A 24,934-nucleotide genomic window follows, 5' to 3' on the forward strand; every position below is an offset into this window, starting at 1 on the left:
AAAACTGGAATAAATAAATGAATGAGTTTTCCATCCTCTGCCGCGTGTTGGGTTCGTTATATTATCGTCAGCCGCAGGATCCGCTGCTGGTCCCGCTGTTTACCCTTATTCGCGAAGGGAAGCTGGCGGCGAGCTGGCCGCTGGAGCAGGATGAACTGCTGGAACGGCTGCAAAAGAGCTGCGATATGCCGTCTCTGGCCACGGAATACAATGCGTTGTTTGTTGGTAAAGAGTGCAGCGTTGCGCCCTATCGTAGCGCATGGGTAGATGGCGCAACGGAAGCGGAAGTTCGGGGATTTTTTACCGCTCATGGCATCCCGACAGGTGAGGGGATGGCGGATCATTTAGGATCGCTACTGTTAGCGGCCTCGTGGCTGGAAGATCACGCGACAGAGGATGAAGACGAGGTTCTGGAAACCCTCTTTGCTGAATATATTCTGCCGTGGTGCGGCTCATTCCTCGGCAAAGTTGAAGCGCATGCGGTTACACCGTTCTGGCGGACAATGGCCCCGTTGACCCGTGAAGCCCTCTCCGCAATGTGGGATGAACTGCAGGAACAGCATAACGATTAAGTGTGACTAGAATCACAATTTATATGCAACGAAATGTTCGCTATTCCGCATAATGTGCTTTGTATCTCATTTATGGGTCGCGTATCTGCTATGATACGCGCCATGAATATACTCTTCGCAATCGCATTAACGACCGGCATTCTTTCTGGTATTTGGGGATGGGTGGCGGTCGCGCTTGGCCTGCTAAGCTGGGCGGGTTTCCTCGGCTGTACGGCTTACTTTGCTTGCCCACAGGGCGGGCTGAAGGGGCTGCTGATCTCGACATGCACGGTAATGAGCGGCGTGGTGTGGGCGCTGGTTATCATGTATGGTAGCGCGCTGGCACCGCAATTTGAAATCCTGAGTTATATCATGACGGGGATCGTGGCGTTCCTGATGTGTATGCAGGCACGCAGGCTGTGGTTATCTTTTGTTCCCGGGACCTTTATTGGCGCCTGTTCAACGTTTGCGGGTAATGGCGACTGGCATGTAGTTGTGCCTTCCCTGGCGCTGGGCCTGGTATTTGGTTACGCCATGAAAAATAGTGGGCTGTGGCTGGCGGCGCGCGCGGAGAAAAATAAGCCGCTTGCTAATGAAAGCAACTGATCTCACATAGGCCGCTTTCATTACCTTAGTACCCAGCCCGTTCAGGTTACTGCTGCTCAGTTAAGCCACTCATCGGTTTTATTATCACCATAGCGCGATGCCTGTTCTGATGGCTGATTATCGTCAACATCTTCTTCGCCTTTCGTCATGAGGGCTGTCGTGTCATATTATCCACGAATATCAATCTTAAGACGTATGTCGGCAGGAGGATAAATGGCTGTTCAACCTGAGGTTATTCTCGGCGATATTACAAAACTTGCCGTCGATGTTATCGTGAATGCGGCAAACCCCTCGCTGCTTGGCGGCGGCGGTGTTGACGGCGCGATCCATCGTGCCGCAGGGCCGGAACTGTTGGCCGCCTGTAAAGTGGTGCGGCAACAGCAGGGGGAGTGTCCGCCAGGCCATGCGGTGATTACCCTCGCGGGAAATTTACCCGCCAGCGCGGTTATTCACGCCGTAGGGCCTGTCTGGCATGGTGGTAGCCAGCAGGAAGCGGAGCTACTGGCTGATGTTTATAAAAATAGTTTGCTGCTGGCCTCGGCAAATAACTACCGATCCATTGCATTTCCGGCGATTAGCACCGGCGTTTATGGCTATCCTAAACGTGCGGCGGCAGAGATAGCGGTACGGACGGTGACGGCGTTTCTTACCCGCTATACGCCGCTGGAACGTGTCTGTTTTGTTTGCTTTGATCCCGAAACCGCCGGCATCTACAGACAATTGCTTCAGGTGTAGTCGCGTATCGCGCGGTTGTTGAAGTAAACTATGCGTTTTTAGCCGGAAATTATCACCGCGGGAGAGTAATCGGTGGCTGTAGGGAAAGTATTGCAAAAACAACAGATTCGCCGAGGAGAAATTGTTAATGCGGCGCAAAAATGCTTCGCGGAAAAGGGGCTGCACGGAGCTTCGGTTGCGGATATTGCACGCCAGGCTGGCCTGAGCGTAGGGCAGTTGTACCGCATCTTTGCCAGTAAAGAAGAAATTGTTGAAGCGATTGTCACGGAAATCGTTAATGCCAGAGTCGGCGAATTGATTGCCGGGAATCACGATTTATCCCGGATGGCAGCGATTTTAGCGGGGGCGATCCCCGTGAATGAGCATACTAAAAATGATAATTATCTGTTGATGGAAATTAACGCGGAAGCGTCCAGGAACCCGCGCCTGCGAGACATTATGCTGCAGGCCGATCGCCGTTTGAAAGAAGAAGGGGGGCGGCTTACCCGGCACTACCATCCTGATATGAGCGATGAACACATTAATGCCGCCTGCGAATTTATCGCCATATTAACGGAAGGTGCCGCCTATCGACGTGAACTGGTCACATCGATAGTGGATAAAACGGCAATGGAAGGTCTGTATCGTGATGTCTTTCGTCTGCTGTTCGCGAAAAAGTAGGCTGGTTTACATGAAATACAGTCTGTCTTTCTGTTGGCGTTAGCAGGTCGACGTCTGCGGTTTAGCCGCTTTTTGTGGGTATTTCCCGGAAAAAAGAAAGCGCAACAGCGGTATCCGCAGATGGATTTCATACAGAATCAGAGCAATTCCAACAACAAAAACCAGCCCGGTCATAAATCCCAGGATATTTGATTTAATTACCGGCGCTATCCAGGCTCCGTAGAGCAGAGTTAACGGGTGGTGAACCAGATAGATAAACAGCGATGCATTGACGAAATAGGTCACGCGTGCTGACTGAAAATTGAGTAAACGGTGTCCAAGCGAAAAGACGACATTGACCATCCACAGACCCAGCACCATGGTAATAATATATTCTATTTCATACATCCAGCCATCGCCGGAGCCATACTGTTGATTGAGGCGGTAAGCGATAAAACCCAACAGCGCCGCGGTAAAACACCCAGGTGACGGAGTGGTCAACATCGTTTTCAGGCGTGCGTTAATAAATGTCTGGGCGCCGAGTATAAAGAACGGCAGATAAAACAGCGTCTGCATGACGATAAAGTTGAACAGACCGTTGCTGAGAATCGGCGGATATAAAATGAATAGCGTGCGGCGAATGATGGCATATAGCACGCCGAGAACCAGGAAAATGACCGATAGCTGCCTTAATGTGACCGTGTCACCGAAAGTGGATGCTGCGGCAGAACGCCGCTGTGCCAGCCACTTAAACAGCACAACGCCTAATGTCGTCAGTACCATCAGAACTAATAAAAACCACAGGTGTGAGATGAGTTCCCAGACCAGTGTGTTGAATTTTTCATAACCCGAGAGCGCATGCCAGTTCTCCGTTTTTCCATTGACATACTGCAGCATAATGAACTGCGGAAGGGTGAGTAGCGGAATGGCGGTTAACATGGGAATTCCCACCCGTTCAATGCGTACCTTCCACCATTTCTTAAGCGGATAGCGCAGAAAGAGCATGTAGGAAAAATAGCCGGAAATCACGAAGAACACCTGCATGCGAAAGGCGTGGATGAAGTCATTAAACAATGTCAACCACCATGAGGGCTCGACGCTATTAACATGCCAGCTGTGGCTGGAATAGATGAGCGAGATGTGAAAAGGGATACCTAACAGCATTAACCAGGCGCGGATGCTGTCGAGGAAATATTCACGCTGTACTGGAGTATTATTCATACGATTTCACGGCATTCTCAGACAATTCGTCTTACCACTCAATGCGATAAGCTTTAAATTCACTGTAACCCTACATGAACCCCGGGTATCTGTCTCCAGGATAAGTACGTAAAGTGCGACTGAGAGAGTGAACTGTTTGTTCCCTGTACCGCTAAGCTGAACAATACAGGGATTATGTTGTCGGATTGCCCGAGTTTCCATTAAAATAGATCGGATCGATTTAAGCACACAAAGGGGGAAGTGCTTACTTATATGAAACATAAACCACAGATGATGAAAATGCGTTGGTTAAGTGCAGCTGTCATGTTGTCCCTGTGTACTTCATCTGCATGGGCATTCAGCATTGATGATGTCGCAAAAGAAGCTCAAACGCTAGCTGGTAAAGGCTACGAAGCGCCAAAAAGTAACCTGCCCTCTGTCTTCCGCGATATGAAGTACGCTGACTATCAGCAAATTCAGTTTAATCACGATAAAGCCTATTGGAACAATCTGAAAACCCCCTTCAAACTTGAGTTTTATCATCAGGGGATGTATTTCGACACACCGGTGACCATTAATGAAGTCACTGCAACCAGCGTGCATAAAATTAAATATAGCCCGGACTATTTCAATTTTGGCAATGTCCAGCACGATAAAGATACGGTTAAAGATCTGGGGTTCGCGGGCTTTAAGGTCCTGTATCCGATCAACAGCAAAGATAAGAACGATGAAATAGTCAGTATGCTCGGCGCCAGCTACTTTCGCGTGCTGGGCCAGGGCCAGGTGTATGGGCTTTCTGCCCGTGGGCTCGCCATTGACACTGCGCTGCCTTCCGGCGAAGAATTCCCGCGTTTTCGTGAGTTCTGGATTGAGCGTCCAAAAGCCACGGATAAGCGTCTGACTATCTATGCGTTACTGGATTCCCCGCGTGCCACAGGCGCTTATCGCTTTATCATCATGCCGGGTCGCGATACTGTCGTGGACGTACAATCGAAAATTTATCTGCGCGATAAAGTGGGGAAACTGGGGATCGCTCCGTTAACCAGTATGTTCCTGTTTGGGCCGCATCAGCCATCTCCCACCATTAACTACCGTCCGGCGCTGCACGATTCCAACGGGCTTTCTATCCTTGCCGGTAATGGTGAGTGGATCTGGCGTCCTCTGAATAATCCAAAACATCTCGCTGTCAGCAGTTATGCAATGGAGAATCCACAGGGATTTGGCTTGCTGCAGCGAGGTCGTCAGTTCTCGCGTTTTGAAGACCTTGACGATCGTTACGATTTGCGCCCAAGCGCGTGGATTACGCCAAAAGGCGATTGGGGGAAAGGGAAAATCGAACTGGTTGAGATCCCGACCAACGATGAAACCAACGATAATATCGTTACCTACTGGACGCCGGATCAACTGCCGGAACCCGGTAAAGAGATGAACTTCAGATACACTATCACTTTCACCCGTGACGAAGATAAATTGCATGCGCCGGATAACGCGTACGTTATGCAGACTCGTCGTTCCACTGGTGATGTCAAGCAATCAAATCTGATCCGCCAGCCTGATGGCACTATCGCTTTTATTGTTGATTTTATCGGCGATGACATGAAAAAGATGCCTGCGGATACGCCGGTAACCGCGCAGGCCAGCATTGGTGATAACGGCGAAATCGTTGAAAACAGCGTGCGCTATAATCCAGTGACGAAAGGCTGGCGCCTGATCCTGCGCGTAAAAGTGAAAGATCCGAAGAAAACGACGGACATGCGCGCTGCGCTGGTCAATGCCGACCAGACGACGTTGAGTGAAACCTGGAGCTATCAGCTGCCTGCCAATGAATAAGATAACGAAGTACATCGACGCATTGCCGCTGTCGGAGGCGGAGAAAACCGCATTACCCGACGCGAGTCTACAGGCCGTCCATGAAGCGCTGGACGCGGAGCATCATGTTTATCATCGCGAAGACGATTCACCGCTGGGCTCGGTAAAGTCGCGACTGGCGCATAGCTGGCCGCATTCGCTGTCTGGTGAGCAGTTGATTAAAGATGATGAAGGTCGCACCCAACTGAATGCCATGCCAGAAATAAAGCGTTCCTCTATGTTTCCGGACCCGTGGCGAACCAATCCCATCGGGCGGTTCTGGGATCGTCTGCGTGGTCGTGATGTCACGCCCCGTTACCTCACTCGCCTGAGTAAAGAAGAGCTGGAGAGCGAACAGAAGTGGCGAACTGTGGGTACTATCCGCCGCTATATATTGCTGTTGTTGACCTTGTCGCAGACCATCGTGGCGACCTGGTACATGAAAACTATCTTACCGTATCAAGGTTGGGCGCTGATTAATCCGATGGACATGGTTGGGCAGAACCTTTGGGTGTCCTTTATGCAACTGCTGCCCTATGTGTTGCAGTCAGGGATTCTGGTTCTGTTTGCGGTGCTTTTCTGCTGGGTTTCCGCGGGGTTCTGGACGGCATTAATGGGGTTCCTGCAACTGCTGATCGGGCGCGATAAATACAGCATTTCTGCGTCGACCATCGGAGACGAGCCGCTGAATCCGGAACATCGTACTGCGCTCATCATGCCGATTTGTAATGAAGACGTGGACCGCGTTTTCGCCGGGCTGCGGGCGACCTGGGAGTCAGTAAAAGCCAGCGGTAACGCCAGGCACTTTGATGTCTATATCCTTAGCGATAGCTACAACCCGGATATCTGCGTGGCGGAGCAAAAAGCGTGGATGGAACTGATCGCTGAAGTGCAGGGTGAAGGGCAGATTTTCTACCGTCGCCGCCGTCGGCGCGTAAAACGCAAAAGCGGCAACATTGATGATTTCTGTCGCCGGTGGGGCAGCCAGTACAGTTACATGGTGGTGCTGGACGCTGACTCGGTGATGAGCGGCGAGTGCCTGAGCGGACTGGTTCGGCTCATGGAAGCGAACCCGAATGCCGGGATTATCCAGTCGTCGCCGCGCGCTTCCGGTATGGATACGCTCTATGCTCGTTGTCAGCAGTTTGCCACGCGTGTGTATGGTCCGCTGTTTACCGCGGGCCTGCACTTTTGGCAATTAGGCGAGTCGCACTACTGGGGTCATAACGCGATTATCCGCGTAAAGCCGTTTATTGAGCACTGTGCGCTGGCACCGTTACCGGGAGAGGGTAACTTTGCCGGTTCCATTCTGTCGCACGATTTTGTGGAGGCGGCGTTGATGCGTCGCGCCGGATGGGGGGTGTGGATTGCCTACGATCTTCCCGGTTCGTATGAAGAGTTACCGCCGAACCTGCTGGACGAACTGAAGCGCGATCGCCGCTGGTGCCAGGGTAACCTGATGAACTTCCGTCTGTTTTTGGTGAAGGGAATGCATCCGGTTCACCGTGCGGTGTTCCTGACCGGTGTCATGTCTTACCTCTCGGCGCCGCTATGGTTTATGTTCCTTGCGCTGTCTACCGCTTTGCAGGTTGTACATGCCCTGACTGAGCCACAGTATTTCCTGCAGCCGCGGCAGTTGTTCCCGGTCTGGCCGCAGTGGCGCCCGGAGCTGGCAATTGCGCTGTTTGCCTCGACTATGGTGCTGCTGTTCCTGCCGAAGTTACTGAGCGTTATTCTGATCTGGTGTAAAGGGCCAAAAGCGTACGGCGGCTTTATCCGCGTCACGCTTTCTCTGCTGCTGGAAGTGCTTTTTTCCGTGCTGCTGGCGCCAGTGCGAATGTTGTTTCACACTGTGTTTGTGGTCAGTGCGTTTCTCGGCTGGGAAGTCGTGTGGAACTCGCCGCAGCGTGATGATGACTCCACCCCGTGGAGCGAAGCGTTTATGCGTCACGGTTCACAACTGCTGCTGGGCCTGGTCTGGGCGATTGGCATGGCGTGGCTGGATCTGCGTTTTCTGTTCTGGCTGGCGCCAATCGTGTTTTCGCTTATCTTGTCTCCGTTTGTGTCGGCGATTTCCAGCCGTGCGACAATCGGTCTGCGTACCAAGAGATGCAAGCTGTTCCTGATCCCGGAAGAGTATTCTCCGCCGCAGGTGTTAAAAGATACCGATACCTTCCTGACGCTGAACCGTCAGCGTTCCCTGGACGATGGTTTTATGCACGCGGTATTTAACCCGTCGTTTAACGCACTGGCAACCGCGATGGCGACGGCGCGTCATCGTCACGGTCATATTCTCGATACTGCGCGCGAACGCCATGTTGAACAGGCGCTGAATGAGATGCCGGATAAGCTTAATCGTGACCGCCGCCTGGTGTTGCTGAGCGATCCGGTCACGATGTCGCGTATGCATTATCGTGTATGGGCCGCGCCGGAAAAATATTCTTCGTGGGTGACGGCGTATCAACAGTTGACGCTGAATCCCCTCGCGTTAAAACGATGAAAGCCGTACGTTAAGGAAAATACCGGCAATTGTGCCGGTATTTTTTTACCAGAGAGTTGAGGTTTTTGATGAGAGTTTTACTGGCTATCGCTATGACGCTGCTGCTTAGCGGCTGCGGTAGTATTATCAGTCGTACCGTGCCCGGACAGGGGCATGGAAATCAGTATTATCCAGGCGTTCAGTGGGACGTCCGGGATTCTTCATGGCGTTATATCACCATTCTCGATCTGCCCTTTTCGCTGGTGTTTGATACGTTACTGCTGCCGCTTGATGCCAGCCACGGTCCTTACAACTAATACGCTAGCGGTCATCCCACTCATCGGCTGCGGTCTGACCCTCTTCGCTATCCAGAGAGGGTTCTAACTGAAACTCGCCTTCATCCCACTCGTGCAGCGTATTGTCTTCAAGCCACTCCTGGCGTAGCTCAATTTCGTCATAATCGCCGTCAAAGACGCTTTGTGCCGCCTGGCCGATGAGTATAGGTTGACATTCTCCGTCCTCATCTTCATCGGCAAGAAATTCAGCCTGCCAGGCGATATCGCCATCCTGGAGTACGTATTTCTGAATATTTAATTGTTCGACGCTGGCATTCTCTTCATCGCTATCTGAATGATTAGCAAGAAACTCTTCGCGGGCTGCATCAATAGCTTCTTCAAGCGTGGCATAGAACATTAACTCCTTTGACATGGCTAACCCCCTAAGAAGAATAGAAATGAACACGATTCAATCTATAGAAGGCGTCGGGTCAGGCGTCAAGAGAGGAATGGGCTCGCAATATTAATTTACGGAATGCTGGCCGGAACCCGGATTATCAGAGGCGCGATTGCGGCGAGGGCGGCGAAGAGTGAGGGTTGAATAGATCGCGTTAAACAGCACCACAAAGGCGGTGACTAAAAAGACGGCACGGAAGCCATAGTTAGCGGAAACCGATGCGCCAATCAGCGGTCCGGTGACGTTGCCAATATCGCGAAATGACTGATTGTAGCTGAAAATTCTACCGGATATCTGGTTGGTGGAGTTATATACCAGTAATGTTTGCACCGCGGGTAATAACGCCCCGTCGGCCGCGCCTAACAGAAAACGCAGGATCCCCAGTTGCAGTGGCGTCTGCACGAACGACATCGGTATAAGGAGGACAACGGAGATCACCATCGCGGCAATCAGGATTTTTTCCGGCCCGATGCGGTCGCCCAGTTTCCCCAGACGCGGTGCGCTGAGCAGGGCCGCAACGCCGGGTACTGACGCAATCATACCGCTAATAAACGCAATATTACTGACATTACCCGCAAGATCGCGCACGTATAGCGTCAGAATCGGGGCAATTGAACCTGTGGCGACCTGAATAATCAGCGATGTGACAAACAGACTCAGCACCAGCTTCGGATTTTTCAGCGAAGAGACAACAGCCTTCGCGTTGAGCATCTCTTTTTTATTAACCGGCACAAACTGCTCGCGGATAAGAAACCAGGTAAATAAGAAACAAATAAACAACACAGTCGCAGTGATAAAGAAGACGGTACGCAATCCCCAGTTATCGGCCAGAATCCCCCCCACCAACGGCCCAAGCAGCGCACCGCTGACGCCGCCTGTCGATAGCGTTCCCAGCGCCCACCCGCTCTTTTGTCGGGGAACCTGGGTGGCAATCAGGGCATTGGCGTTAGGAATGAATCCGCCAAGCAGACCTAACAGTGCGCGCAGGATCAGAAATTGCCAGATTGTTTGCGCCAGTCCCATCAGCAACATGACGATCCCCATGCCGAGGGCCGAGCGCAGCAGCATAATTTTGCGGCCTTTACGGTCAGCCAGCCCACCCCAGAATGGCGAAGCGATAGCAGAAAATAAAAAGGTAATGCTGAAAACCAGCCCTGACCACATATTAAGCGCGCTGTAGCCGGTTACGCCGAGTTGTTCAACATACAGAGGGAGAAATGGCATTACCAGGCTGAAGGCGGCGCCGGTTAAAAAACAGCCAAGCCAGGTGACGGTAAGGTTACGCTTCCAGTTAATCGAAGTATCAGCAGCCGGCATAGGTTCCCACTGGCCTGCAGCGCAGGTCAAACAATTGAAAATATGAGCATGCTAATTATGCGCCCGGGAAAGGGTTGCCGCAATGGAGGACAGCTTTTAAAGCTTAAAAAAGGCTGACAGATGGCAGAGTTATCCCACATCCGTATTCAGATGCGGGATAACCAGCGTTGCTGGGCAGGATGCGGGAATCAATAGCGGGACGGGACGCCCTGGGGACGCGTTTTAAAGCGACGGTGCATCCACATATATTGCTCAGGCGCCATCAGAATGCACTGCTCGACAACCTTGTTCATCCAGGAGGCGGTGGTTTCCCCATCATCCAGCGGTGGGTCGCATTCCGCTGGCAGGATGATTAATTCATACCCTTTGCCACCCGGTTTGCGGCGAGGAACAAAGGGAACAATGCAGGCTTTTGACATTCTGGCCAGCATCCAGGTACCCGAAGTGGTGGCGGCCTGGTCGACAGCGAAAAATGGCACAAACACGCTGGATGCCGGGCCATAATCGTGGTCGGGGGCGTACCAGATAACTTCCCCTTTTTTCAGGGCACGAATCATACCTTTCAGATCTTTGCGATCGATCATGTCTTTATTCGAACGCAAACGCCCCCATGTCTGCAACCAGTCGATGACCGGGTTGTCATTTGGGCGGTAGACGCCAATACCAGGGGCATTAATACCAAACATGCGCGCGCCCATCTCCAGGGTCAGAAAATGGATGCCAATCAGCAAAATACCGCGCTTTTGCGCCTGCACTTGCCTGATATGCTCAACGCCAATGGAATCAGTCCAGCGCGCAATACGCTTTGTCGGCCAGAACCAGGCCATGCCGGTTTCCATGAGTCCCATGCCGACAGATTCAAAGTTAGCCACCACCATCTGGTGACATTCCCGCTCACTTTTATCCGGAAAGCAGAGTTGCAGATTACGATAAGCAATTTTGGCCCGCCGCTTCATCAAATGCCGGGCCAGATGGCCCAGTCCGGTTCCCAGACGATAAATTAGCGGATAGGGGAGTTGTACAACTAACCAGAGCAGGCCAATACCTGACCAAAGCAACCAATAGCGTGGATGCAGCAACGCTGCGGAAAATTTAGGTAATTGGGTCATCTTATACCTGTTTAATTAAGCAACGCGTTCTATTATCGCATTTTTTTATGCTCCAGCCAAAATACCGCCGCCCAATGGCATTTAATGTTAATGTGGGCACCTGTGAGTGAGAGAAATGTAGCTCAAAATGTAGGGATGTAAATTAATCGTGTTTGCTATATGATGCCCGCCGTTTATTTTACTCATTGACTATGTTGAACAGGTACACCATGCCAGTGTTACATAACCGCATTGCAAATGAGACGTTAAAAGCGCAAATGTTGGCTGAGACCGAGCCGCGCACGACGATCTCGTTTTATAAGTATTTCACGATTACCGATCCTCAAGCGACGCGCGATGCGCTGTGGCTTGCGCTGACTAAACTGAATGTTTTTGGCCGTATTTATCTGGCTCATGAAGGCATCAACGCACAAATCAGCGTGCCGCAAAGCCGGGTCAATGCGTTACGTGAATTTTTGTACGCGTTTGATCCCGCCCTGAATGGTTTGCGCCTGAATATCGCGCTGGACGATGATGGCAAATCCTTTTGGGTTCTGCGCCTCAAAGTTCGCGATCGTATCGTTGCGGACGGTATTGATGATCCGACGTTCGATGCATCAGACGTGGGGGAGTATCTGAAGGCGGCGGAAGTTAACGCGATGCTGGATGATCCGGATGCCGTTTTCATCGATATGCGTAACCATTACGAATATGAGGTCGGGCACTTCGAGAAGGCACTGGAGATCCCGGCGGATACTTTCCGCGATCAGTTGCCGAAGGCCGTTGAGATGATGCAGGAACATAAAGATAAGAAAATCGTTATGTACTGCACCGGCGGTATTCGTTGTGAAAAAGCGAGCGCCTGGATGAAGCATAATGGATTCAGTAAGGTCTGGCATATTGAAGGCGGGATCATTGAGTATGCGCGACGGGCGCGGGAGCAGGGGCTGCCAGTACGCTTTGTCGGTAAGAACTTTGTCTTTGATGAGCGTATGGGCGAACGTATTACTGAGGATGTTATTGCGCATTGCCATCAGTGCGGCGCACCTTGCGATAGTCATACTAACTGTTTGAACGATGGCTGCCACCTGCTGTTTATCCAGTGCCCGTCCTGCGCGGAGAAATTTTCCGGCTGCTGCAGCGAAGCCTGCATGGAAGAGCATAAGCTGCCGGAAGAGGAGCAGAGAAAACTGCGCGCCGGACGTGAGAATGGCAATAAGATCTTCAATAAATCTCGCGGTCGTCTGAATACTAAGTTAGGGATCCCGGACCCTGAATTTTCAGAAAAACCATAACCAGATGAGATCGATAATCGCCAGCAGCAGCCATAGCGCGAGATAAATCATAAAATGTTCGCGGATGTTGTTGACCAGCAGTTCAAAAAGGCGACGCATAATCTCTCTCTGCACATAACGGCCTCAATTGAGGCCGTTGTTTTTTGCTCACCAGTAAATCGGGCGCTTATAACGTAAATCGCGCCAGTGAAAAGGGCGTCAGATCAAACTCAAAGGGCGCTCCAAGCGCGAACCGGGTAGCCAGTTCCCCTAGCACCGGGGCGAACTTAAAACCGTGCCCGCTGAGGCCCGTAATCAACAGCGTATTGGGCTGACCGGGAAGAGTATCAATAATAAAGTCTTCATCTAGGGTGTTATCGTAGGTACAGGATGCGCCATGCAGGCAGCCGCCAATACCGGGCAACACGTTACGCAAGAAGTTGAAAGACTCCGAGCCATCCGTCGCCACGCTGCCAAACGCTGTACGCTCTTCCGGGGCGGAAATGCGCTGCCCGCCGTTGTGCTTTCCGATTTTCAGTTCGTTATCTTCCGCCGGAAAACCGTAAAACTGATCGCCGTTGGCTAACTCGCCGGTAAATGCCGGGAAGTTATTTTTGCTGCTGTAACGTCCATCCGCCTGGAACCAGGCGAAAACTTTACGTACGGGCTGAACAGGGAGCTCAGGCAGAAGGCGCGTGACCCAGGTTCCGGCGCTGACCAGCAATTTTTTACCGCTGTACTCACCCTCTATCGTCTCGACCGTCACGCCATGCGATTGCGGGTGAATGGCCGAGACCGGGCAATTAAACAGCTGTGCGGCTCCCGCTTCGCGGGCGAGACGAATCCAGGTTTCAACGGCCAGTTCGCTGCGCAGTACGCCGGAGGCGGGTTCAAATATCGCCCGATAATCATCTGGCACACGAATTTCCGGCCAGCGAGCCATAACCGCTCGTGCGTCCATTTCCTCGACATCTAGCTGGAACTGGGCTGCACTGCTGGCGACGTTACGCAGGAATTCAGAACCGGCAGGCCCCAGGTTTATGACACCGGTTGGTTCAAAAACGGTTTCGCCGCTGGCTGCGGCAAATTCATCCCACAGCTTTTGCGCGCGTAATAGCAGAGGGACATATTTCTCGCCTTCGCCGTAGGCATGACGAATGAGACGCGTACTGCCATGATGGCTGCCTTCCCGATGTGGAGGCTGATGCGCATCGATCATCAGGACGTTGAGCCCTGCCTGCCGTGCATAATAACCAGCTGCGGCGCCGACTGAGCCGCTACCGAGGATGATAAGATCGTATTGCATGGTGCGTTCCGGGTTATTGCTTTATAAGCAGGGTAATTAACAACCTGTTGTTATACAAGCCCGAAAATAATTCAGGCACCCTGGGGTGCCTGTTTAGTGAATATTTAGACATCATGGCGGTAATACTAATGTCTGCGATACTCATTTTCCTGGTATTCGCCAGATTCAATCTTCGCAATACCGGCTTGCAGAATAGAAATAAACTGACGTGCGACGTCCGTCGTTAGCCATAGCGTCTGGCCAATTTCTGCGTCTTTACTGCTTTCTTGAGTGGGGTTTTGGTAGTGTAAGCGCAACATCAGCGCATCGTAACTGTCTACGGTGCTGATGTCCCATCCGACGAGGGGATGGGTCTGGATGACTTCATTATTCTTTTCCATCATAACCCCTTATTCATATGTTAAAAGACAACAGTTATCGAGGTTTAATGCGCGTTTTCTGAAGCAAGTTAATTATATCAGTAGTCAAGAATAAACTCGAGAAATTAAATGGAACAGAAGGTACATACGCTATCATTTGTTGATTTTTTGCGCAAAAAAGTATCGGTTCTTTGTTATTTTTGAAGACACTAAACAGAAGTATCAGGAGGATGTATGAGTCTGAAAAATAAAAAAGCCGGGGCGACCCGGCAAAAAAACAGCACAATGAGGGAGCAAAGTTAATTGACTAGTCGTGGACAAACCAGTCATCGGCGCTTTCCCAGGTTTCTTGCAGGATTTCACTAATCCGGTCTTTATCTTCTTTCAGGCCGCCGATAACCGACAGATTATTATTAGCCGCATAGCGTACGCTCACCTCACTGGATATTGCGGGGAACTGCTGTTCGATACGGCGGGAGAGTTCATTGTTCAGCGCTTCTAAGGCACCATTGGGTAGAGCTGTTGATTTGGCGATGGACACTTCAATGCGCATAATTGCCCCCTGCGTAATGTACTGTTTATTTATACAGTTATTATTGCGCGTTTACAACAGGGAGCGAGATTTTTATTTTTTCATTGTCCAGCGCACGGTTTCACCGGCGAGGAACGGAACCAGCGCATCGCCTGGCAGGGGAATTGTTTCCGCCACCTTGCTTTCCTCGCGCACCAGCTCAACGTAGCCTTCATTGACCGGCAGTCCGTAAAAACGCGGGCCATTGAGCGAACAAAAGGCTTCAAAGTGCTGCAGGGCGTTCATCTCTTCAAACACCGTCGCGTAACTACCCAGCGCGGTTGGCGCGTTGAAACAGCCGGCGCATCCGCAACTGGCTTCTTTACGATGGCGGGCGTGCGGCGCGGAGTCCGTTCCGAGGAAAGTGCGGTTGAAACCGCTGGCAACCAGTTCACGCAAAGCTTGCTGGTGGATGTTGCGTTTCAGAATCGGCAGGCAGTAGAGATGAGGGCGCACCCCGCCAACCAGCATATGGTTACGGTTAAACATCAGGTGCTGCGGGGTGATGGTGGCCGCCAGCAGTTCATTGCCGTCGCGTACATATTCAGCGGCATCTTTGGTGGTGATATGCTCGAAGACAACCTTCAGGCCTGGCAGACGCTGGCGCAGCGGCTCCATGACCGTGTCAATGAAACGCGCCTCCCGGTCGAAAATGTCGATATCAGGATGGGTAACTTCCCCGTGAACCAGCAGCGGCATCCCCAGTTTTTCCATGCGCTCCAGCACCGGCATAATCGCATCGGTACTGGTGACGCCATGGCTGGAGTTGGTGGTGGCATTGGCGGGATAGAGTTTGGCGGCAGTGAATACGCCTTCGTTGAATCCGCGCTCCAGCTCCGCCGGTTCGAGCGTATCGGTCAGATAGCAGGTCATCAGCGGCGTAAAATCGTGGCCCGCAGGGACGGCAGCAAGAATACGCTGGCGATAGGCGATGGCGGCGTCTACGGTGGTGACAGGCGGCACCAGATTCGGCATCACGATCGCCCGGCCATAGAATTCACTGGTATATGGCACGACGGTTTGTAACATATCGTCATCTCGCAGATGGATATGCCAGTCGTCAGGGCGGCGGATTTTCAATACCTGGGATTGTGCTGTCATGGAAGGCTCCGGCTAGTAGGTTCAGTCATCAGGGCTGTTTTTGCCGGGCACTAAGGATAAGCGTAAACGTTTTCCTTTGCACCCATTTCCGCAAAAAAACGGGCGCGTCAGCGCCCGGAGAACTAATCGGTGAACGGGATAATGATTTCCCCTGGCTTCACCTCTATACCTTTAGCATATTTCTTAGCCAGCGCTTCACCGGTGCTGGCATCTTCGCGCAGTACGTAGGCAGGCTGTTGATTAAAATAGCTGCGCAGGGACTGATTGAGATAAGGGATCAGCGTTTGCACAACGGACTGGAGCTTCTCAGGCTGAACTTTTGCATCAACGACCTCCATCTCCTGCAGGAAAATGGCCCCTTTCTCTTGATTAAATACCGGCAGTGCCTTGAGCTTCAGGTCGATGGTTGCTTTCTGATTGCCGAATAATGAATTGAGATCTAAATTGGCTTCTCCGCTTAGCGTCACCTTGTTGGGTTCTTCCCGGCCAATGGCGCTGGTAAGGTTTTGCAGTTCAATATGGGCATCCGCTACGCCCGGCAGGCCAATGTCTTTGGCGAAATGGTTACGTTTCTGCAGCGCCTGGTTGATCTCCTGCTCGCTCACGGAATACTGCGTAAGCTGGTTACAGCCGCTCAGCAGGCCGATAACCATAAGCGCGGCCACGATAAACATCTTTTTCATTGGGTTCCTTAATGTCATGCCATGGGTTCATCCTGACATAAAGCAGCATGGTCGGCCAGCGCAGGAAGTGCTAGCGGAAAATACTGAAAACGCGCCTGAATGGCAGCGAACGGCCAGACCTTTCGCTGCCTTCTTTTTAGATGGCCATGGATGACAGCAGATTTATCTGCGTCTGTTTGGCCATATTATCACGATAGGCGGCCACGCGGCTTGGCCAGTTTACGCCGGCGACCAGCGTCAGGTTCCGCAGTAGCGGGAAGAGATGAATATCATCTTCGGACAGATCACCGTTGACGGCATTTGGCTGGACTATTCGTTTATCCAGCGCGCGCAGATCGTCGCTGATGTTCTTTACCAGACCGGGTGAATGCGCAAGATGGTCGGTGAAACTGCCGATTGCCGCTTCTTTATTATTCACAAACCAGGCACGCGCTTCTGGCGTTGAGAACTCATCGAACGCCGATTTTGCAAAGCGCGGGAGCAGCAGGCGGTTAACATAACCGTTGACCTTTCGCAGCCAGGTGTCGATGGCCGGGTTACGCGAGCCGGTAAGTAGCGGTTTGCCGTCCAGTTTATCGACATAGTGCACGATATCCATACTTTCAGGCATGTAACGGCTATCGTCTTTTTGCAGGATCGGAACCATTTTTTCCCCGATCAGTCGGGTGGGTGTTGATTCATCATCGTTCAGGAGCGTGATCAGCTCGACAGGAATATTTTTCAGGCCGAAAATCATGCGGGCTTTAAGGCAGAACGGGCAGTGATCGTAGATATATAACTTCACGTTTCTCCTCCATTGGTACTGAACATCCTCAATTCAGTATGGAGGAGAAATAAAGGACCGGCAACTCAGGTACGCGGCTCCAGCATGCGGGGCGTTGAGCGCTTTGAACTGAATTGCCACCATAACGCGACGAAGGTGGCCAGTCCGATAACGCCCAGCATTAGCCACGGCAGCGCGGGCTGAGATGCCGCTTTACCGGCGTCGAACAACCAGCCGCCACCGGCATAGCCGAAAGCGCCACCAAAGGCCAGTCCTAAACGACTAAAACCCATATAGCTGCCGCGCGCCCTGGCATCCGCCAGCGAAGCGCCCAGCGTTTCACGTGCAGGTTCCGCAATAATTGAGCCAATATAAAACACACAGATCAGGGTAAACAGCTGCTGCAGGTTGCTGGTTAAGCCGATCGGCATCATCGCGAGGGTCATCACTAACAGACCGGCCATCAGGCGCTGCTCAAGGCGAAAACGCTTTTCACTCCAGCGGGCAATGGGGTAAAGCAGGGTGAGCGAAATGGTTGCTTCAATGGCATACATCCATTTCACCGCCGACGGCGAACCGGCAATGTCGTTAACCATGATCGGCAGCATTAACATCACCTGCACCGCCAGCATGTAGTAACCCGTCAGCGTCAGAACGTAAGTGACAAAGCGTTTGTCGCGCAGCACGCGCCCCAGCCCTTCGCGAACCGGTGCTTTTACCGTCGACAGTTTCCAGGCCGGGAGATACCAGGCATTGAATGCCGCACAGGCGATAAACAGCGCCGCGCCGGCGCTACAAACCAGACGAAAATCATATTGCAACAACCAGCTACCCAACAGCGCGCCGACTACCGCGCCCGCGCTGTCCTGCATCATCAGAACAGAAAAAAAACGCCCACGATGCTGAGGGCGCACCAGTTTGACCACCAGCGCGGCGCGAGGCGGATCGAACAACGTGCCGCCGAGGCCGGAAAGCACGCAGGATAGCCACAATACCCACGGTTCATGGGCGATGGCCATGGCCGCGAAGCCGGCAGCGCGCATCAGCATACCGGTAACAATCATCGGTTTGGCGCCGAAACGGTCGGCAATTGCACCGCCAAATATACCAAATCCTTGCTGTACAAGCTGGCGCAAGCCAAGGGCTATTCCGACCGTTAGCGCCGCCCAGCCCATCTGGTCGACGAAGCGAATAGAGATCAGTGGGAATACAACGAAAAAACCGAGCACCACCAGCATGTTATCGACTAACAGGAAATATTTACCCAGGCTCCTTGCCTGCGATACGCGGGACATTTCCCCTCCCGGGAAAGATAAGAATAAGCGCTGATATTTTGCGGGGTTAATGGCTATTTTCCCAGCAAACTGGCGACAATATTTTTTTATCAAAATGCAAGAACGATAGACGCTATTCATCGAAAAGCAGAGATGGTGCAGAAAATGGTATGTTGCTGTTTTCACACCACCGTGCAGGACAGGTATAGTGAAGTCAGTATGTATTGCGTCAGGGGAACAGGAGAGGGAAATGTTTGGCTATCGCAGTAACGTACCGAAGGTGCGTTTGACGACGGATCGGCTGGTGGTCCGGCTGGTTCACGATCGTGACGCCTGGCGTCTGGCCGATTATTACGCGGAGAATAAAGGGTTCTTAAAACCCTGGGAGCCCGTGCGCGATGACAGCCACTGTTATCCGTCCGGCTGGCAGGCGCGGTTATCGATGATATCGGAGTTTCATAAACAGGGTTCGGCATTCTATTTTGCGCTTCTCGATCCGGAAGAAAAAGAGATTATCGGCGTGGCGAATTTTTCCAATGTTGTGCGCGGGTCGTTCCATGCCTGCTATCTGGGCTATTCCATTGCGGAAAAGTGTCAAGGGCAGGGGCTGATGTTTGAAGCGCTGACCGCGGCAATTCGCTATATGCAGCGTACACAACATATTCATCGCATAATGGCAAACTATATGCCGCATAATCAGCGCAGCGGCGATTTGCTGGCGCGTCTGGGCTTTGAAAAAGAGGGATACGCCAAAGATTACCTGCTGATCGATGGGCAGTGGCGCGATCACGTACTGACGGCGTTGACAACACAGGACTGGACCCCGGGTCGCTAAGGAGACATCATGAAATATCAGTTAACCGCGCATGAAGCGCGCGTCATTGGCTGCCTGCTGGAGAAGCAGGTCACTACGCCGGAACAGTACCCTCTGTCGGTCAATGCGGTTGTGACCGCCTGTAACCAGAAAACGAACCGTGAACCGGTGATGTCGCTAAGCGAAAGCGCGGTCCAGGATCTGCTTGATACGTTAGTGAAGCGGCATTATTTGCGTACGGTCAGCGGTTTTGGCAATCGGGTGACGAAATATGAACAGCGTTTCTGCAACTCAGAATTTGGCGACCTGAAATTAACCGCCGCTGAGGTCGCTATTGTGACCACCTTGCTGCTGCGCGGCGCGCAGACGCCAGGCGAGCTACGTAGTCGCGCGCAAAGAATGTATGAATTCAGCGATATGGCGGAAGTGGAAAGCGTCCTTGATAACCTGGCGGCGCGGGAAGATGGGCCGTATGTCGCGCGTCTGCCGCGTGAGCCGGGAAAACGTGAAAGTCGCTATATGCATCTGTTCTGCGACGATATGGATTCATTTATCGCTACGGTTGACGCCGTTTCGCTGCCGGGCGACGATCTTCAGGCCCGGGTTGAAGCGCTGGAGGAGGAAGTCGCAGAATTAAAAGCACGGCTGGATTCACTGCTCGCTCATTTGGGAGATTAAGTATGGCGGCGAAGCTACGCGTCGGCGTTGTGGGTTTAGGTGGTATCGCGCAAAAGGCCTGGCTGCCGGTCCTGGGCCCCGCGGACGGCTGGACGCTACAGGCGGCGTGGTCCCCGGGGAAAGAGAAAGCGCTGCGTATCTGTGAAACCTGGCGTATACCCTATGCCGATTCTTTGGATCTGTTGGCGGCGCAATGTGACGCCGTATTCGTCCACAGTTCGACGACTTCACATTATGACGTGGTGAGTCGGTTGCTTAATGCTGGCGTTCATGTCTGCGTTGATAAACCGCTGGCGGATAAGCTTAGCGACGCGGAGGCGTTGGTTGAACTGGCGGCCCGCCGCAATCTCACGCTGATGGTCGGTTTTAACCGCCGTTTTGCTCCACTGTATCGTGAACTTAAAACGCAACTTACGCATGCGGCGTCGCTGCGAATGGATAAACATCGTAGCGATAGCGTGGGTCACGATCTGCGTTTCACGTTATTGGATGATTATCTGCATGTGGTCGATACCGCGCTGTGGCTGGCGGGCGGGCAAGCGCGTTTGCGCTGCGGGGCGCTACAAACCACGGCGCAAGGTGAAATGTTGTATGCAGAACATCATTTCAGTTCCGGCCCGCTACAGATCACCACCAGTATGCACCGTCGCGCCGGAAGCCAGCGGGAGTGGGTACAGGCGGTGAGCGATGGCGGATTATATGAAGTACGGGATATGCGGGAGTGGCAGGAGGAGCGGGGAAGCGGTGTGCTCCAGCGTCCTGTTCCCGGCTGGCAGACCACCCAGGAGCAGCGAGGATTTACTGGCTGCGCGCGGCACTTTATTGAATGTGTGCAAAATCAGACAGTTCCTGAAACATCCGGAGAACAGGCGCTTCTGGCTCAGCGCATCGTGGAAAAGCTGTGGCGCGAAGCGATGAGCGAATAATCCGTTGTAACATCTGACAGTAGTAATTCAGTATGAACCCGGTAGACTATCGCCACTTTCCCGCGCCCGCCATTGCGGGCGTTTTACTCCAGGGTTGTGGAATAATACGTTAATGAATCTTTTAAAATCACTGGCGGCAGTCAGTTCGATGACCATGTTTTCGCGCGTGCTGGGTTTTGCTCGCGATGCGATTGTGGCACGTATTTTTGGCGCAGGGATGGCAACTGACGCTTTCTTTGTCGCGTTTAAACTGCCAAACCTTTTACGGCGTATTTTTGCTGAGGGCGCTTTTTCTCAGGCCTTTGTGCCGATTCTGGCTGAATATAAAAACAAACAGGGCGAGGATGCAACGCGCGTTTTCGTGGCCTATGTGTCGGGACTGTTGACGCTGGTACTGGCGCTGGTGACCGTTGCCGGTATGCTGGCAGCGCCATGGGTGATTGCCATTACCGCGCCGGGCTTTGCCGATACGCCCGATAAATTCACGCTGACCACACAACTGCTGCGTATTACATTTCCCTATATTCTGCTGATTTCTCTGGCCTCGCTGGTGGGCGCGATTCTCAATACCTGGAACCGTTTTTCGGTTCCGGCCTTTGCGCCGACGCTTCTTAACGTCAGTATGATCGGTTTTGCCCTGTTTGCGGCGCCATACTTTCATCCGCCGATGTTGGCCATGGCGTGGGCGGTGACGGTTGGCGGCGTGTTGCAGCTCGCCTGGCAACTGCCGCATCTGAAAAGAATTGGCATGCTGGTACTGCCGCGAATTAATTTTAAAGATGCGGGCGCGATGCGGGTCATGAAACAAATGGGGCCGGCGATCCTTGGCGTGTCCGTCAGCCAGATTTCACTGATCATTAATACCATTTTTGCTTCATTTCTGGTTTCCGGCTCCGTTTCCTGGATGTATTACGCCGATCGTCTGATGGAGTTTCCGTCCGGTGTGCTGGGCGTGGCGCTGGGGACCATTCTGTTGCCTTCGCTGTCGAAAAGTTTCGCCAGCGGCGATCACGACGAGTACTGCCGCTTAATGGACTGGGGATTGCGCCTGTGCTTTCTGCTCGCGCTGCCGAGCGCCGTGGCGTTGGGCATACTTGCTAAACCGTTGACGGTCGCGTTATTCCAGTACGGCAAATTTACCGCTTTCGATGCAGTGATGACGCAACGCGCGCTGGTGGCGTATTCCGTCGGACTGATGGGGCTTATTGTAGTGAAAGTACTGGCCCCGGGATTCTATTCGCGGCAGGACATAAAAACCCCGGTGAAAATTGCCATCGTTACCCTGATTATGACGCAGGTGATGAACCTGGCATTTATTGGCCCGCTGAAGCACGCGGGCCTGTCATTATCAATTGGCCTGGCTGCCTGCCTCAACGCTGCGCTGCTCTACTGGCAACTGCGGAAGCAGAAAATTTTCACGCCTCAGGCGGGCTGGTTTATGTTCCTGCTGCGCTTAGTGATAGCGGTGATTGTGATGGCTGTGGCACTGCTGGGGGTGATGTCCGTGATGCCGGAGTGGTCGCAGGGGACGATGCCGTTTCGCCTGTTGCGTTTGATGGTCGTGGTGGCGGCTGGCGTCATCGCCTATTTTGCGACGCTGCTGTTGCTGGGGTTCCGCATTAAAGAGTTCGCCCGCCGTACCGTCTGAGTTGCCGTGTCGGGTTGAAAATGGAGCCGCTCTGCGTCATGGCAGAGCGGCTTTTGGTTATATGAACGGGAGAATGTTTATTTGTCCTCTCGCTGGGCTGAGAGCACTCTGGCGCTTTCGAGCAAACGAATACCAAGCGCAACCGCGCCGCTGATGATCCCCAGGATAACCACGCCGCCCCAGCCTGCCAGCACATACAATTTGCTGCCGAGGATTGAACCCAGCGACATCCCAATAAATACGCCGGTGAACAGCAGTGCGTTAAGGCGACCACGGGCCTGAGGCTCCAGGCCATAAACCAGATTCTGGTGGGCCACCAGGCTGGATTGCAGCCCAAGGTCAAAACCAACAGCCGAGATGGCAATCAGCATCAACTGGCCATGCGGAGGCAGGACAGGCCGCAGGAGCATCAGGGCGAACGATGCAGTCACCAGCGCCGCGCCCATTTGCGTGACTTTTCCCGCGCCCAATTTATCGGCCAGACCACCGGCCAGCGGCGCAGCGAGCGCCCCGGCGGCACCGGCAATACCAAAGCCGCCAGCCACCGCGCTGCCCATCTGATAGCGCGCCAGCAACATAACCGCCAGTGTTGACCAGAATGCGCTGAAGGCGACGGACAGGAAGCCCTGCGCCAGTGCGGCACGGCGCAGCGCAGGATAGCGCTGCCACAGGTGTGCCATTGACTTCATCAACTGCGGGTAGCTCAGGGTGGAATGAATCGCAAAACGTGGCAGGACGCGCCACATTAGCACGCCAATGAGCGCGATACTGATCGCAGCGGCCTGATACATGACTCGCCAGCCGAATATTGCCCCCACCAGACCACTGACGGTTCTGGAGAGCAGGATCCCCAACAGCAGGCCGGTCATGACTGTGCCAACCATTTTACCTTGTTTGCCCGCCGGCGCCAGGATAGCGGCTGCCGGTACGATATCCTGCGCCATGGTTGCCGCCATACCAATAAGCAGGCTGACAATCAGCAGAGTGCTGAGTTGCCCGGTGAGACTACATAACAACAGAAGTACGGCCAGGGCGGCGCTTTTCATCAGAATGAGCGTTCTGCGATCATGGCGATCACCGAGAGGAAGCAGAAAAAGGATCCCCAGCGCGTAGCCTGCCTGAGTCAACGTCGGCACCAGACCCATACCTTCGACGCTTAGTTGCATATTGGCCCCTATCAGCGGCAGAAGCGGTTGCGCATAATAGATTGAAGCAACGCTGAAGCCGGCGCCCAGGGCGAGGATGAAGATGACCCACCCGGCATTGCGGGAGGAGAGTGGAGTCGGTGTCATGGTATGTTCCTTGTAAAAACGATGGCGCTATTTTTCCCCTAATAGGCCAGATGCGGTAGATGGCCCGGTGGTAAAACGGTTATACGCTAAACGTATAGGAAAAATAAAAATGAAGAAGCAGGAACGTATAGATCGTATTGCGCTGATGCGTACATTTATTCGTATCGTTGAGGCGGGTTCGCTCTCCGCGGCGGCGATACAGATGAATACCACGCAGGCGACGGTAAGTCGACGGCTCCAGTCTCTGGAAGGGCTGCTGGGCGTCAAGCTGATTCTGCGTACCACCCATGCAATGAAACTGACTGATGACGGTGAACGCTGTTATCAGCATGCTCGTCAGATTGTCGATGCCTGGCTGGCGCTGGAGGACGATTTGCATATCGCCGATGACCGGCCTGTCGGAGTATTAAGAGTGCGGGCACCGCATGCATTTGGTCAACAGCAGTTACTGGGACCGCTGGTGAATTTTCTCCAGCGCTATCCTGAACTTTCTGTCGAGTGGATGCTGAATGACAAGACCGTCGATTTCCTGAGTGAGGGTATCGACTGCGCGATTCGCGTGGGGGCGGAAGTGGACCCGGCGACGGTATCAGTATTGTTGGCCGAGGTGCCACGTAGCGTGGTCGCCTCGCCGACGCTGCTGGCGCGCTATCCGGCATTAACATCCCCACGGGAGATGTCAGTATTACCGTGGGTGGCGATCAGCACCTTTTATCAGCACGAGGTGATGCTGCAATCTCAGGTTGATAACCAGCTTATCACCTTTGGCATTGCCCCCTGTCTGAGCACGGATAGCGTGCATGTCGCCCGTAATACCGCCGTAGCCGGGCTGGGCGCGGCGATCGTTTCGAGCTGGGCGGTTGTGGAGGATATTGCCGCCGGGCGACTGATTGAGCTATTTCCACAGTGGCGGGCACCTTCGCTGCCGGTGCATCTTGTGTATCCCTGGGCACGCTATTATCCGATGCGCTTGCGTAAATTTCTTGATCTGATGAGAGCGGTGATGCCGCAGGTTGCCGGAATGCAGAGGCCGGAAGCTGAATAAAAAAA

Annotated in this window: 26 protein-coding genes; 13 read left to right on the forward strand and 13 right to left on the reverse strand. The window is 53.0% G+C overall.

From position 1 onward, the window contains the following. Positions 1-17 precede the first annotated feature (17 nt). The 4 genes from ABK821_RS17310 (at position 18) to ABK821_RS17325 (ending at position 2,552) form a co-directional block, all read left to right on the forward strand. On the forward strand, positions 18-572 hold the full coding sequence (locus ABK821_RS17310) for a molecular chaperone (protein WP_138361141.1): 555 nt from the start codon (positions 18-20) through the stop codon (positions 570-572). A 102-nt stretch (positions 573-674) separates the two neighbouring features. Beyond that, positions 675-1,157, forward strand: coding sequence for a DUF1097 domain-containing protein (locus tag ABK821_RS17315; protein ID WP_138361142.1), 483 nt, complete (start codon positions 675-677; stop codon positions 1,155-1,157). Between the two features lie 213 nt (positions 1,158-1,370). Beyond that, positions 1,371-1,892, forward strand: coding sequence for an O-acetyl-ADP-ribose deacetylase (ymdB, locus tag ABK821_RS17320; protein ID WP_138361143.1), 522 nt, complete (start codon positions 1,371-1,373; stop codon positions 1,890-1,892). A gap of 72 nt (positions 1,893-1,964) precedes the next feature. Continuing rightward, positions 1,965-2,552, forward strand: coding sequence for a helix-turn-helix domain-containing protein (locus tag ABK821_RS17325; RefSeq protein WP_343178467.1), 588 nt, complete (start codon positions 1,965-1,967; stop codon positions 2,550-2,552). Between the two features lie 39 nt (positions 2,553-2,591). Here ABK821_RS17325 and mdoC read toward each other — a convergent pair whose 3' ends face one another. Next, positions 2,592-3,752 carry a glucans biosynthesis protein MdoC gene (gene mdoC, locus ABK821_RS17330; RefSeq protein WP_343178468.1) on the reverse strand — a complete coding sequence of 387 codons (1,161 nt, stop codon included), beginning with the start codon at positions 3,750-3,752 and terminating at the stop codon, positions 2,592-2,594. Between the two features lie 252 nt (positions 3,753-4,004). Here mdoC and mdoG point away from each other — a divergent pair, with 252 nt between their 5' ends. From mdoG to ABK821_RS17345, 3 genes are all read left to right on the forward strand, one after another. Next, complete coding sequence (gene mdoG, locus ABK821_RS17335) at positions 4,005-5,561, forward strand: glucans biosynthesis protein MdoG (RefSeq protein WP_206665974.1); 1,557 nt, start codon at positions 4,005-4,007, stop codon at positions 5,559-5,561. Next, complete coding sequence (gene mdoH, locus ABK821_RS17340; RefSeq protein WP_138361146.1) at positions 5,554-8,079, forward strand: glucans biosynthesis glucosyltransferase MdoH; 2,526 nt, start codon at positions 5,554-5,556, stop codon at positions 8,077-8,079. The genes mdoG and mdoH overlap by 8 nt, the downstream gene beginning before the upstream one ends. Positions 8,080-8,147: 68 nt before the next feature. Continuing rightward, complete coding sequence (locus ABK821_RS17345) at positions 8,148-8,375, forward strand: YceK/YidQ family lipoprotein (protein ID WP_138361147.1); 228 nt, start codon at positions 8,148-8,150, stop codon at positions 8,373-8,375. A gap of 4 nt (positions 8,376-8,379) precedes the next feature. On the opposite strand, the gene ABK821_RS17350 is transcribed toward ABK821_RS17345, so the two are convergent. From ABK821_RS17350 to ABK821_RS17360, 3 genes are all read right to left on the reverse strand, one after another. After that, a complete protein-coding gene (locus ABK821_RS17350) occupies positions 8,380-8,766 on the reverse strand; it encodes a MysB family protein (protein ID WP_138361148.1) in 387 nt (128 codons plus the stop codon). Positions 8,767-8,856: 90 nt separating this feature from the next. Then, a complete protein-coding gene (mdtG, locus tag ABK821_RS17355) occupies positions 8,857-10,107 on the reverse strand; it encodes a multidrug efflux MFS transporter MdtG (RefSeq protein WP_138361149.1) in 1,251 nt (416 codons plus the stop codon). 188 nt (positions 10,108-10,295) lie between these two features. Then, entirely contained in the window at positions 10,296-11,216 is a 921-nt protein-coding gene (locus ABK821_RS17360) for a Kdo(2)-lipid IV(A) acyltransferase (protein ID WP_308564933.1), read from the reverse strand. A gap of 209 nt (positions 11,217-11,425) precedes the next feature. Between ABK821_RS17360 and ABK821_RS17365 the strand changes: the two genes are divergently transcribed. Beyond that, the gene (locus ABK821_RS17365) at positions 11,426-12,490 is read left to right on the forward strand and encodes a rhodanese-related sulfurtransferase (RefSeq protein WP_138361151.1); all 1,065 of its coding nucleotides are present in this window, start codon (positions 11,426-11,428) and stop codon (positions 12,488-12,490) included. Here the strand turns inward: ABK821_RS17365 and ABK821_RS17370 are convergent. From ABK821_RS17370 to mdtH, 8 genes are all read right to left on the reverse strand, one after another. Beyond that, positions 12,476-12,589, reverse strand: a complete 114-nt coding sequence (locus tag ABK821_RS17370; RefSeq protein ID WP_112217203.1) for a DUF2770 family protein — start codon at positions 12,587-12,589, stop codon at positions 12,476-12,478. The genes ABK821_RS17365 and ABK821_RS17370 overlap by 15 nt on opposite strands. Positions 12,590-12,656: 67 nt before the next feature. Continuing rightward, positions 12,657-13,775 carry an N-methyl-L-tryptophan oxidase gene (solA, locus tag ABK821_RS17375; protein ID WP_308564929.1) on the reverse strand — a complete coding sequence of 373 codons (1,119 nt, stop codon included), beginning with the start codon at positions 13,773-13,775 and terminating at the stop codon, positions 12,657-12,659. 125 nt (positions 13,776-13,900) lie between these two features. Further along, positions 13,901-14,155 carry a biofilm formation regulator BssS gene (gene bssS / locus ABK821_RS17380; RefSeq protein WP_138361154.1) on the reverse strand — a complete coding sequence of 85 codons (255 nt, stop codon included), beginning with the start codon at positions 14,153-14,155 and terminating at the stop codon, positions 13,901-13,903. A gap of 286 nt (positions 14,156-14,441) precedes the next feature. Continuing rightward, a complete protein-coding gene (gene dinI, locus ABK821_RS17385) occupies positions 14,442-14,687 on the reverse strand; it encodes a DNA damage-inducible protein I (protein ID WP_138361155.1) in 246 nt (81 codons plus the stop codon). A 72-nt stretch (positions 14,688-14,759) separates the two neighbouring features. Further along, entirely contained in the window at positions 14,760-15,806 is a 1,047-nt protein-coding gene (pyrC, locus tag ABK821_RS17390) for a dihydroorotase (protein ID WP_138361156.1), read from the reverse strand. Between the two features lie 122 nt (positions 15,807-15,928). After that, positions 15,929-16,489, reverse strand: a complete 561-nt coding sequence (locus ABK821_RS17395) for a lipoprotein (RefSeq protein WP_138361157.1) — start codon at positions 16,487-16,489, stop codon at positions 15,929-15,931. Between the two features lie 136 nt (positions 16,490-16,625). Continuing rightward, on the reverse strand, positions 16,626-17,273 hold the full coding sequence (grxB, locus tag ABK821_RS17400; RefSeq protein WP_138361158.1) for a glutaredoxin 2: 648 nt from the start codon (positions 17,271-17,273) through the stop codon (positions 16,626-16,628). 65 nt (positions 17,274-17,338) lie between these two features. Then, complete coding sequence (mdtH, locus tag ABK821_RS17405) at positions 17,339-18,547, reverse strand: multidrug efflux MFS transporter MdtH (protein ID WP_138361159.1); 1,209 nt, start codon at positions 18,545-18,547, stop codon at positions 17,339-17,341. A 229-nt stretch (positions 18,548-18,776) separates the two neighbouring features. Here mdtH and rimJ point away from each other — a divergent pair, with 229 nt between their 5' ends. The 4 genes from rimJ to murJ all read left to right on the forward strand — a co-directional run bounded on the left by rimJ (position 18,777) and on the right by murJ (position 22,592). Beyond that, complete coding sequence (rimJ, locus tag ABK821_RS17410) at positions 18,777-19,361, forward strand: ribosomal protein S5-alanine N-acetyltransferase (protein WP_138361160.1); 585 nt, start codon at positions 18,777-18,779, stop codon at positions 19,359-19,361. A 9-nt stretch (positions 19,362-19,370) separates the two neighbouring features. Next, positions 19,371-20,018: a YceH family protein gene (locus ABK821_RS17415; protein ID WP_138361161.1), complete on the forward strand. Its 648-nt coding sequence runs from the start codon at positions 19,371-19,373 to the stop codon at positions 20,016-20,018. Positions 20,019-20,020: 2 nt separating this feature from the next. Continuing rightward, positions 20,021-20,944, forward strand: coding sequence for a Gfo/Idh/MocA family oxidoreductase (locus tag ABK821_RS17420; RefSeq protein WP_343178469.1), 924 nt, complete (start codon positions 20,021-20,023; stop codon positions 20,942-20,944). A 112-nt stretch (positions 20,945-21,056) separates the two neighbouring features. Then, complete coding sequence (gene murJ, locus ABK821_RS17425) at positions 21,057-22,592, forward strand: murein biosynthesis integral membrane protein MurJ (protein WP_138361163.1); 1,536 nt, start codon at positions 21,057-21,059, stop codon at positions 22,590-22,592. A gap of 77 nt (positions 22,593-22,669) precedes the next feature. Here murJ and ABK821_RS17430 read toward each other — a convergent pair whose 3' ends face one another. After that, positions 22,670-23,884, reverse strand: a complete 1,215-nt coding sequence (locus ABK821_RS17430) for an MFS transporter (protein ID WP_343178470.1) — start codon at positions 23,882-23,884, stop codon at positions 22,670-22,672. A 109-nt stretch (positions 23,885-23,993) separates the two neighbouring features. Between ABK821_RS17430 and ABK821_RS17435 the strand changes: the two genes are divergently transcribed. Further along, positions 23,994-24,929, forward strand: coding sequence for a LysR family transcriptional regulator (locus ABK821_RS17435; RefSeq protein ID WP_142502130.1), 936 nt, complete (start codon positions 23,994-23,996; stop codon positions 24,927-24,929). The last annotated feature ends 5 nt before the right edge of the window (positions 24,930-24,934 follow it).

This window comes from Klebsiella sp. KE9456, from assembly GCF_043832615.1.
In the GTDB taxonomy this organism is placed as follows: Bacteria; Pseudomonadota; Gammaproteobacteria; order Enterobacterales; family Enterobacteriaceae; genus Klebsiella; species Klebsiella indica.

Coding starts and splice junctions, on each gene's coding strand:
- ABK821_RS17310 (WP_138361141.1), top strand. CDS start 18: ATGAATGAGTTTTCCATCCTCTGCCGCGTGTTGGGTTCGTTATATTAT.
- ABK821_RS17315 (WP_138361142.1), top strand. CDS start 675: ATGAATATACTCTTCGCAATCGCATTAACGACCGGCATTCTTTCTGGT.
- ymdB (WP_138361143.1), top strand. CDS start 1,371: ATGGCTGTTCAACCTGAGGTTATTCTCGGCGATATTACAAAACTTGCC.
- mdoC (WP_343178468.1), bottom strand. CDS start 3,752: ATGAATAATACTCCAGTACAGCGTGAATATTTCCTCGACAGCATCCGC.
- mdoG (WP_206665974.1), top strand. CDS start 4,005: ATGAAACATAAACCACAGATGATGAAAATGCGTTGGTTAAGTGCAGCT.
- mdoH (WP_138361146.1), top strand. CDS start 5,554: ATGAATAAGATAACGAAGTACATCGACGCATTGCCGCTGTCGGAGGCG.
- ABK821_RS17345 (WP_138361147.1), top strand. CDS start 8,148: ATGAGAGTTTTACTGGCTATCGCTATGACGCTGCTGCTTAGCGGCTGC.
- ABK821_RS17350 (WP_138361148.1), bottom strand. CDS start 8,766: ATGTCAAAGGAGTTAATGTTCTATGCCACGCTTGAAGAAGCTATTGAT.
- mdtG (WP_138361149.1), bottom strand. CDS start 10,107: ATGCCGGCTGCTGATACTTCGATTAACTGGAAGCGTAACCTTACCGTC.
- ABK821_RS17360 (WP_308564933.1), bottom strand. CDS start 11,216: ATGACCCAATTACCTAAATTTTCCGCAGCGTTGCTGCATCCACGCTAT.
- ABK821_RS17365 (WP_138361151.1), top strand. CDS start 11,426: ATGCCAGTGTTACATAACCGCATTGCAAATGAGACGTTAAAAGCGCAA.
- ABK821_RS17370 (WP_112217203.1), bottom strand. CDS start 12,589: ATGCGTCGCCTTTTTGAACTGCTGGTCAACAACATCCGCGAACATTTT.
- solA (WP_308564929.1), bottom strand. CDS start 13,775: ATGCAATACGATCTTATCATCCTCGGTAGCGGCTCAGTCGGCGCCGCA.
- bssS (WP_138361154.1), bottom strand. CDS start 14,155: ATGGAAAAGAATAATGAAGTCATCCAGACCCATCCCCTCGTCGGATGG.
- dinI (WP_138361155.1), bottom strand. CDS start 14,687: ATGCGCATTGAAGTGTCCATCGCCAAATCAACAGCTCTACCCAATGGT.
- pyrC (WP_138361156.1), bottom strand. CDS start 15,806: ATGACAGCACAATCCCAGGTATTGAAAATCCGCCGCCCTGACGACTGG.
- ABK821_RS17395 (WP_138361157.1), bottom strand. CDS start 16,489: ATGAAAAAGATGTTTATCGTGGCCGCGCTTATGGTTATCGGCCTGCTG.
- mdtH (WP_138361159.1), bottom strand. CDS start 18,547: ATGTCCCGCGTATCGCAGGCAAGGAGCCTGGGTAAATATTTCCTGTTA.
- rimJ (WP_138361160.1), top strand. CDS start 18,777: ATGTTTGGCTATCGCAGTAACGTACCGAAGGTGCGTTTGACGACGGAT.
- ABK821_RS17415 (WP_138361161.1), top strand. CDS start 19,371: ATGAAATATCAGTTAACCGCGCATGAAGCGCGCGTCATTGGCTGCCTG.
- ABK821_RS17420 (WP_343178469.1), top strand. CDS start 20,021: ATGGCGGCGAAGCTACGCGTCGGCGTTGTGGGTTTAGGTGGTATCGCG.
- murJ (WP_138361163.1), top strand. CDS start 21,057: ATGAATCTTTTAAAATCACTGGCGGCAGTCAGTTCGATGACCATGTTT.
- ABK821_RS17430 (WP_343178470.1), bottom strand. CDS start 23,884: ATGACACCGACTCCACTCTCCTCCCGCAATGCCGGGTGGGTCATCTTC.
- ABK821_RS17435 (WP_142502130.1), top strand. CDS start 23,994: ATGAAGAAGCAGGAACGTATAGATCGTATTGCGCTGATGCGTACATTT.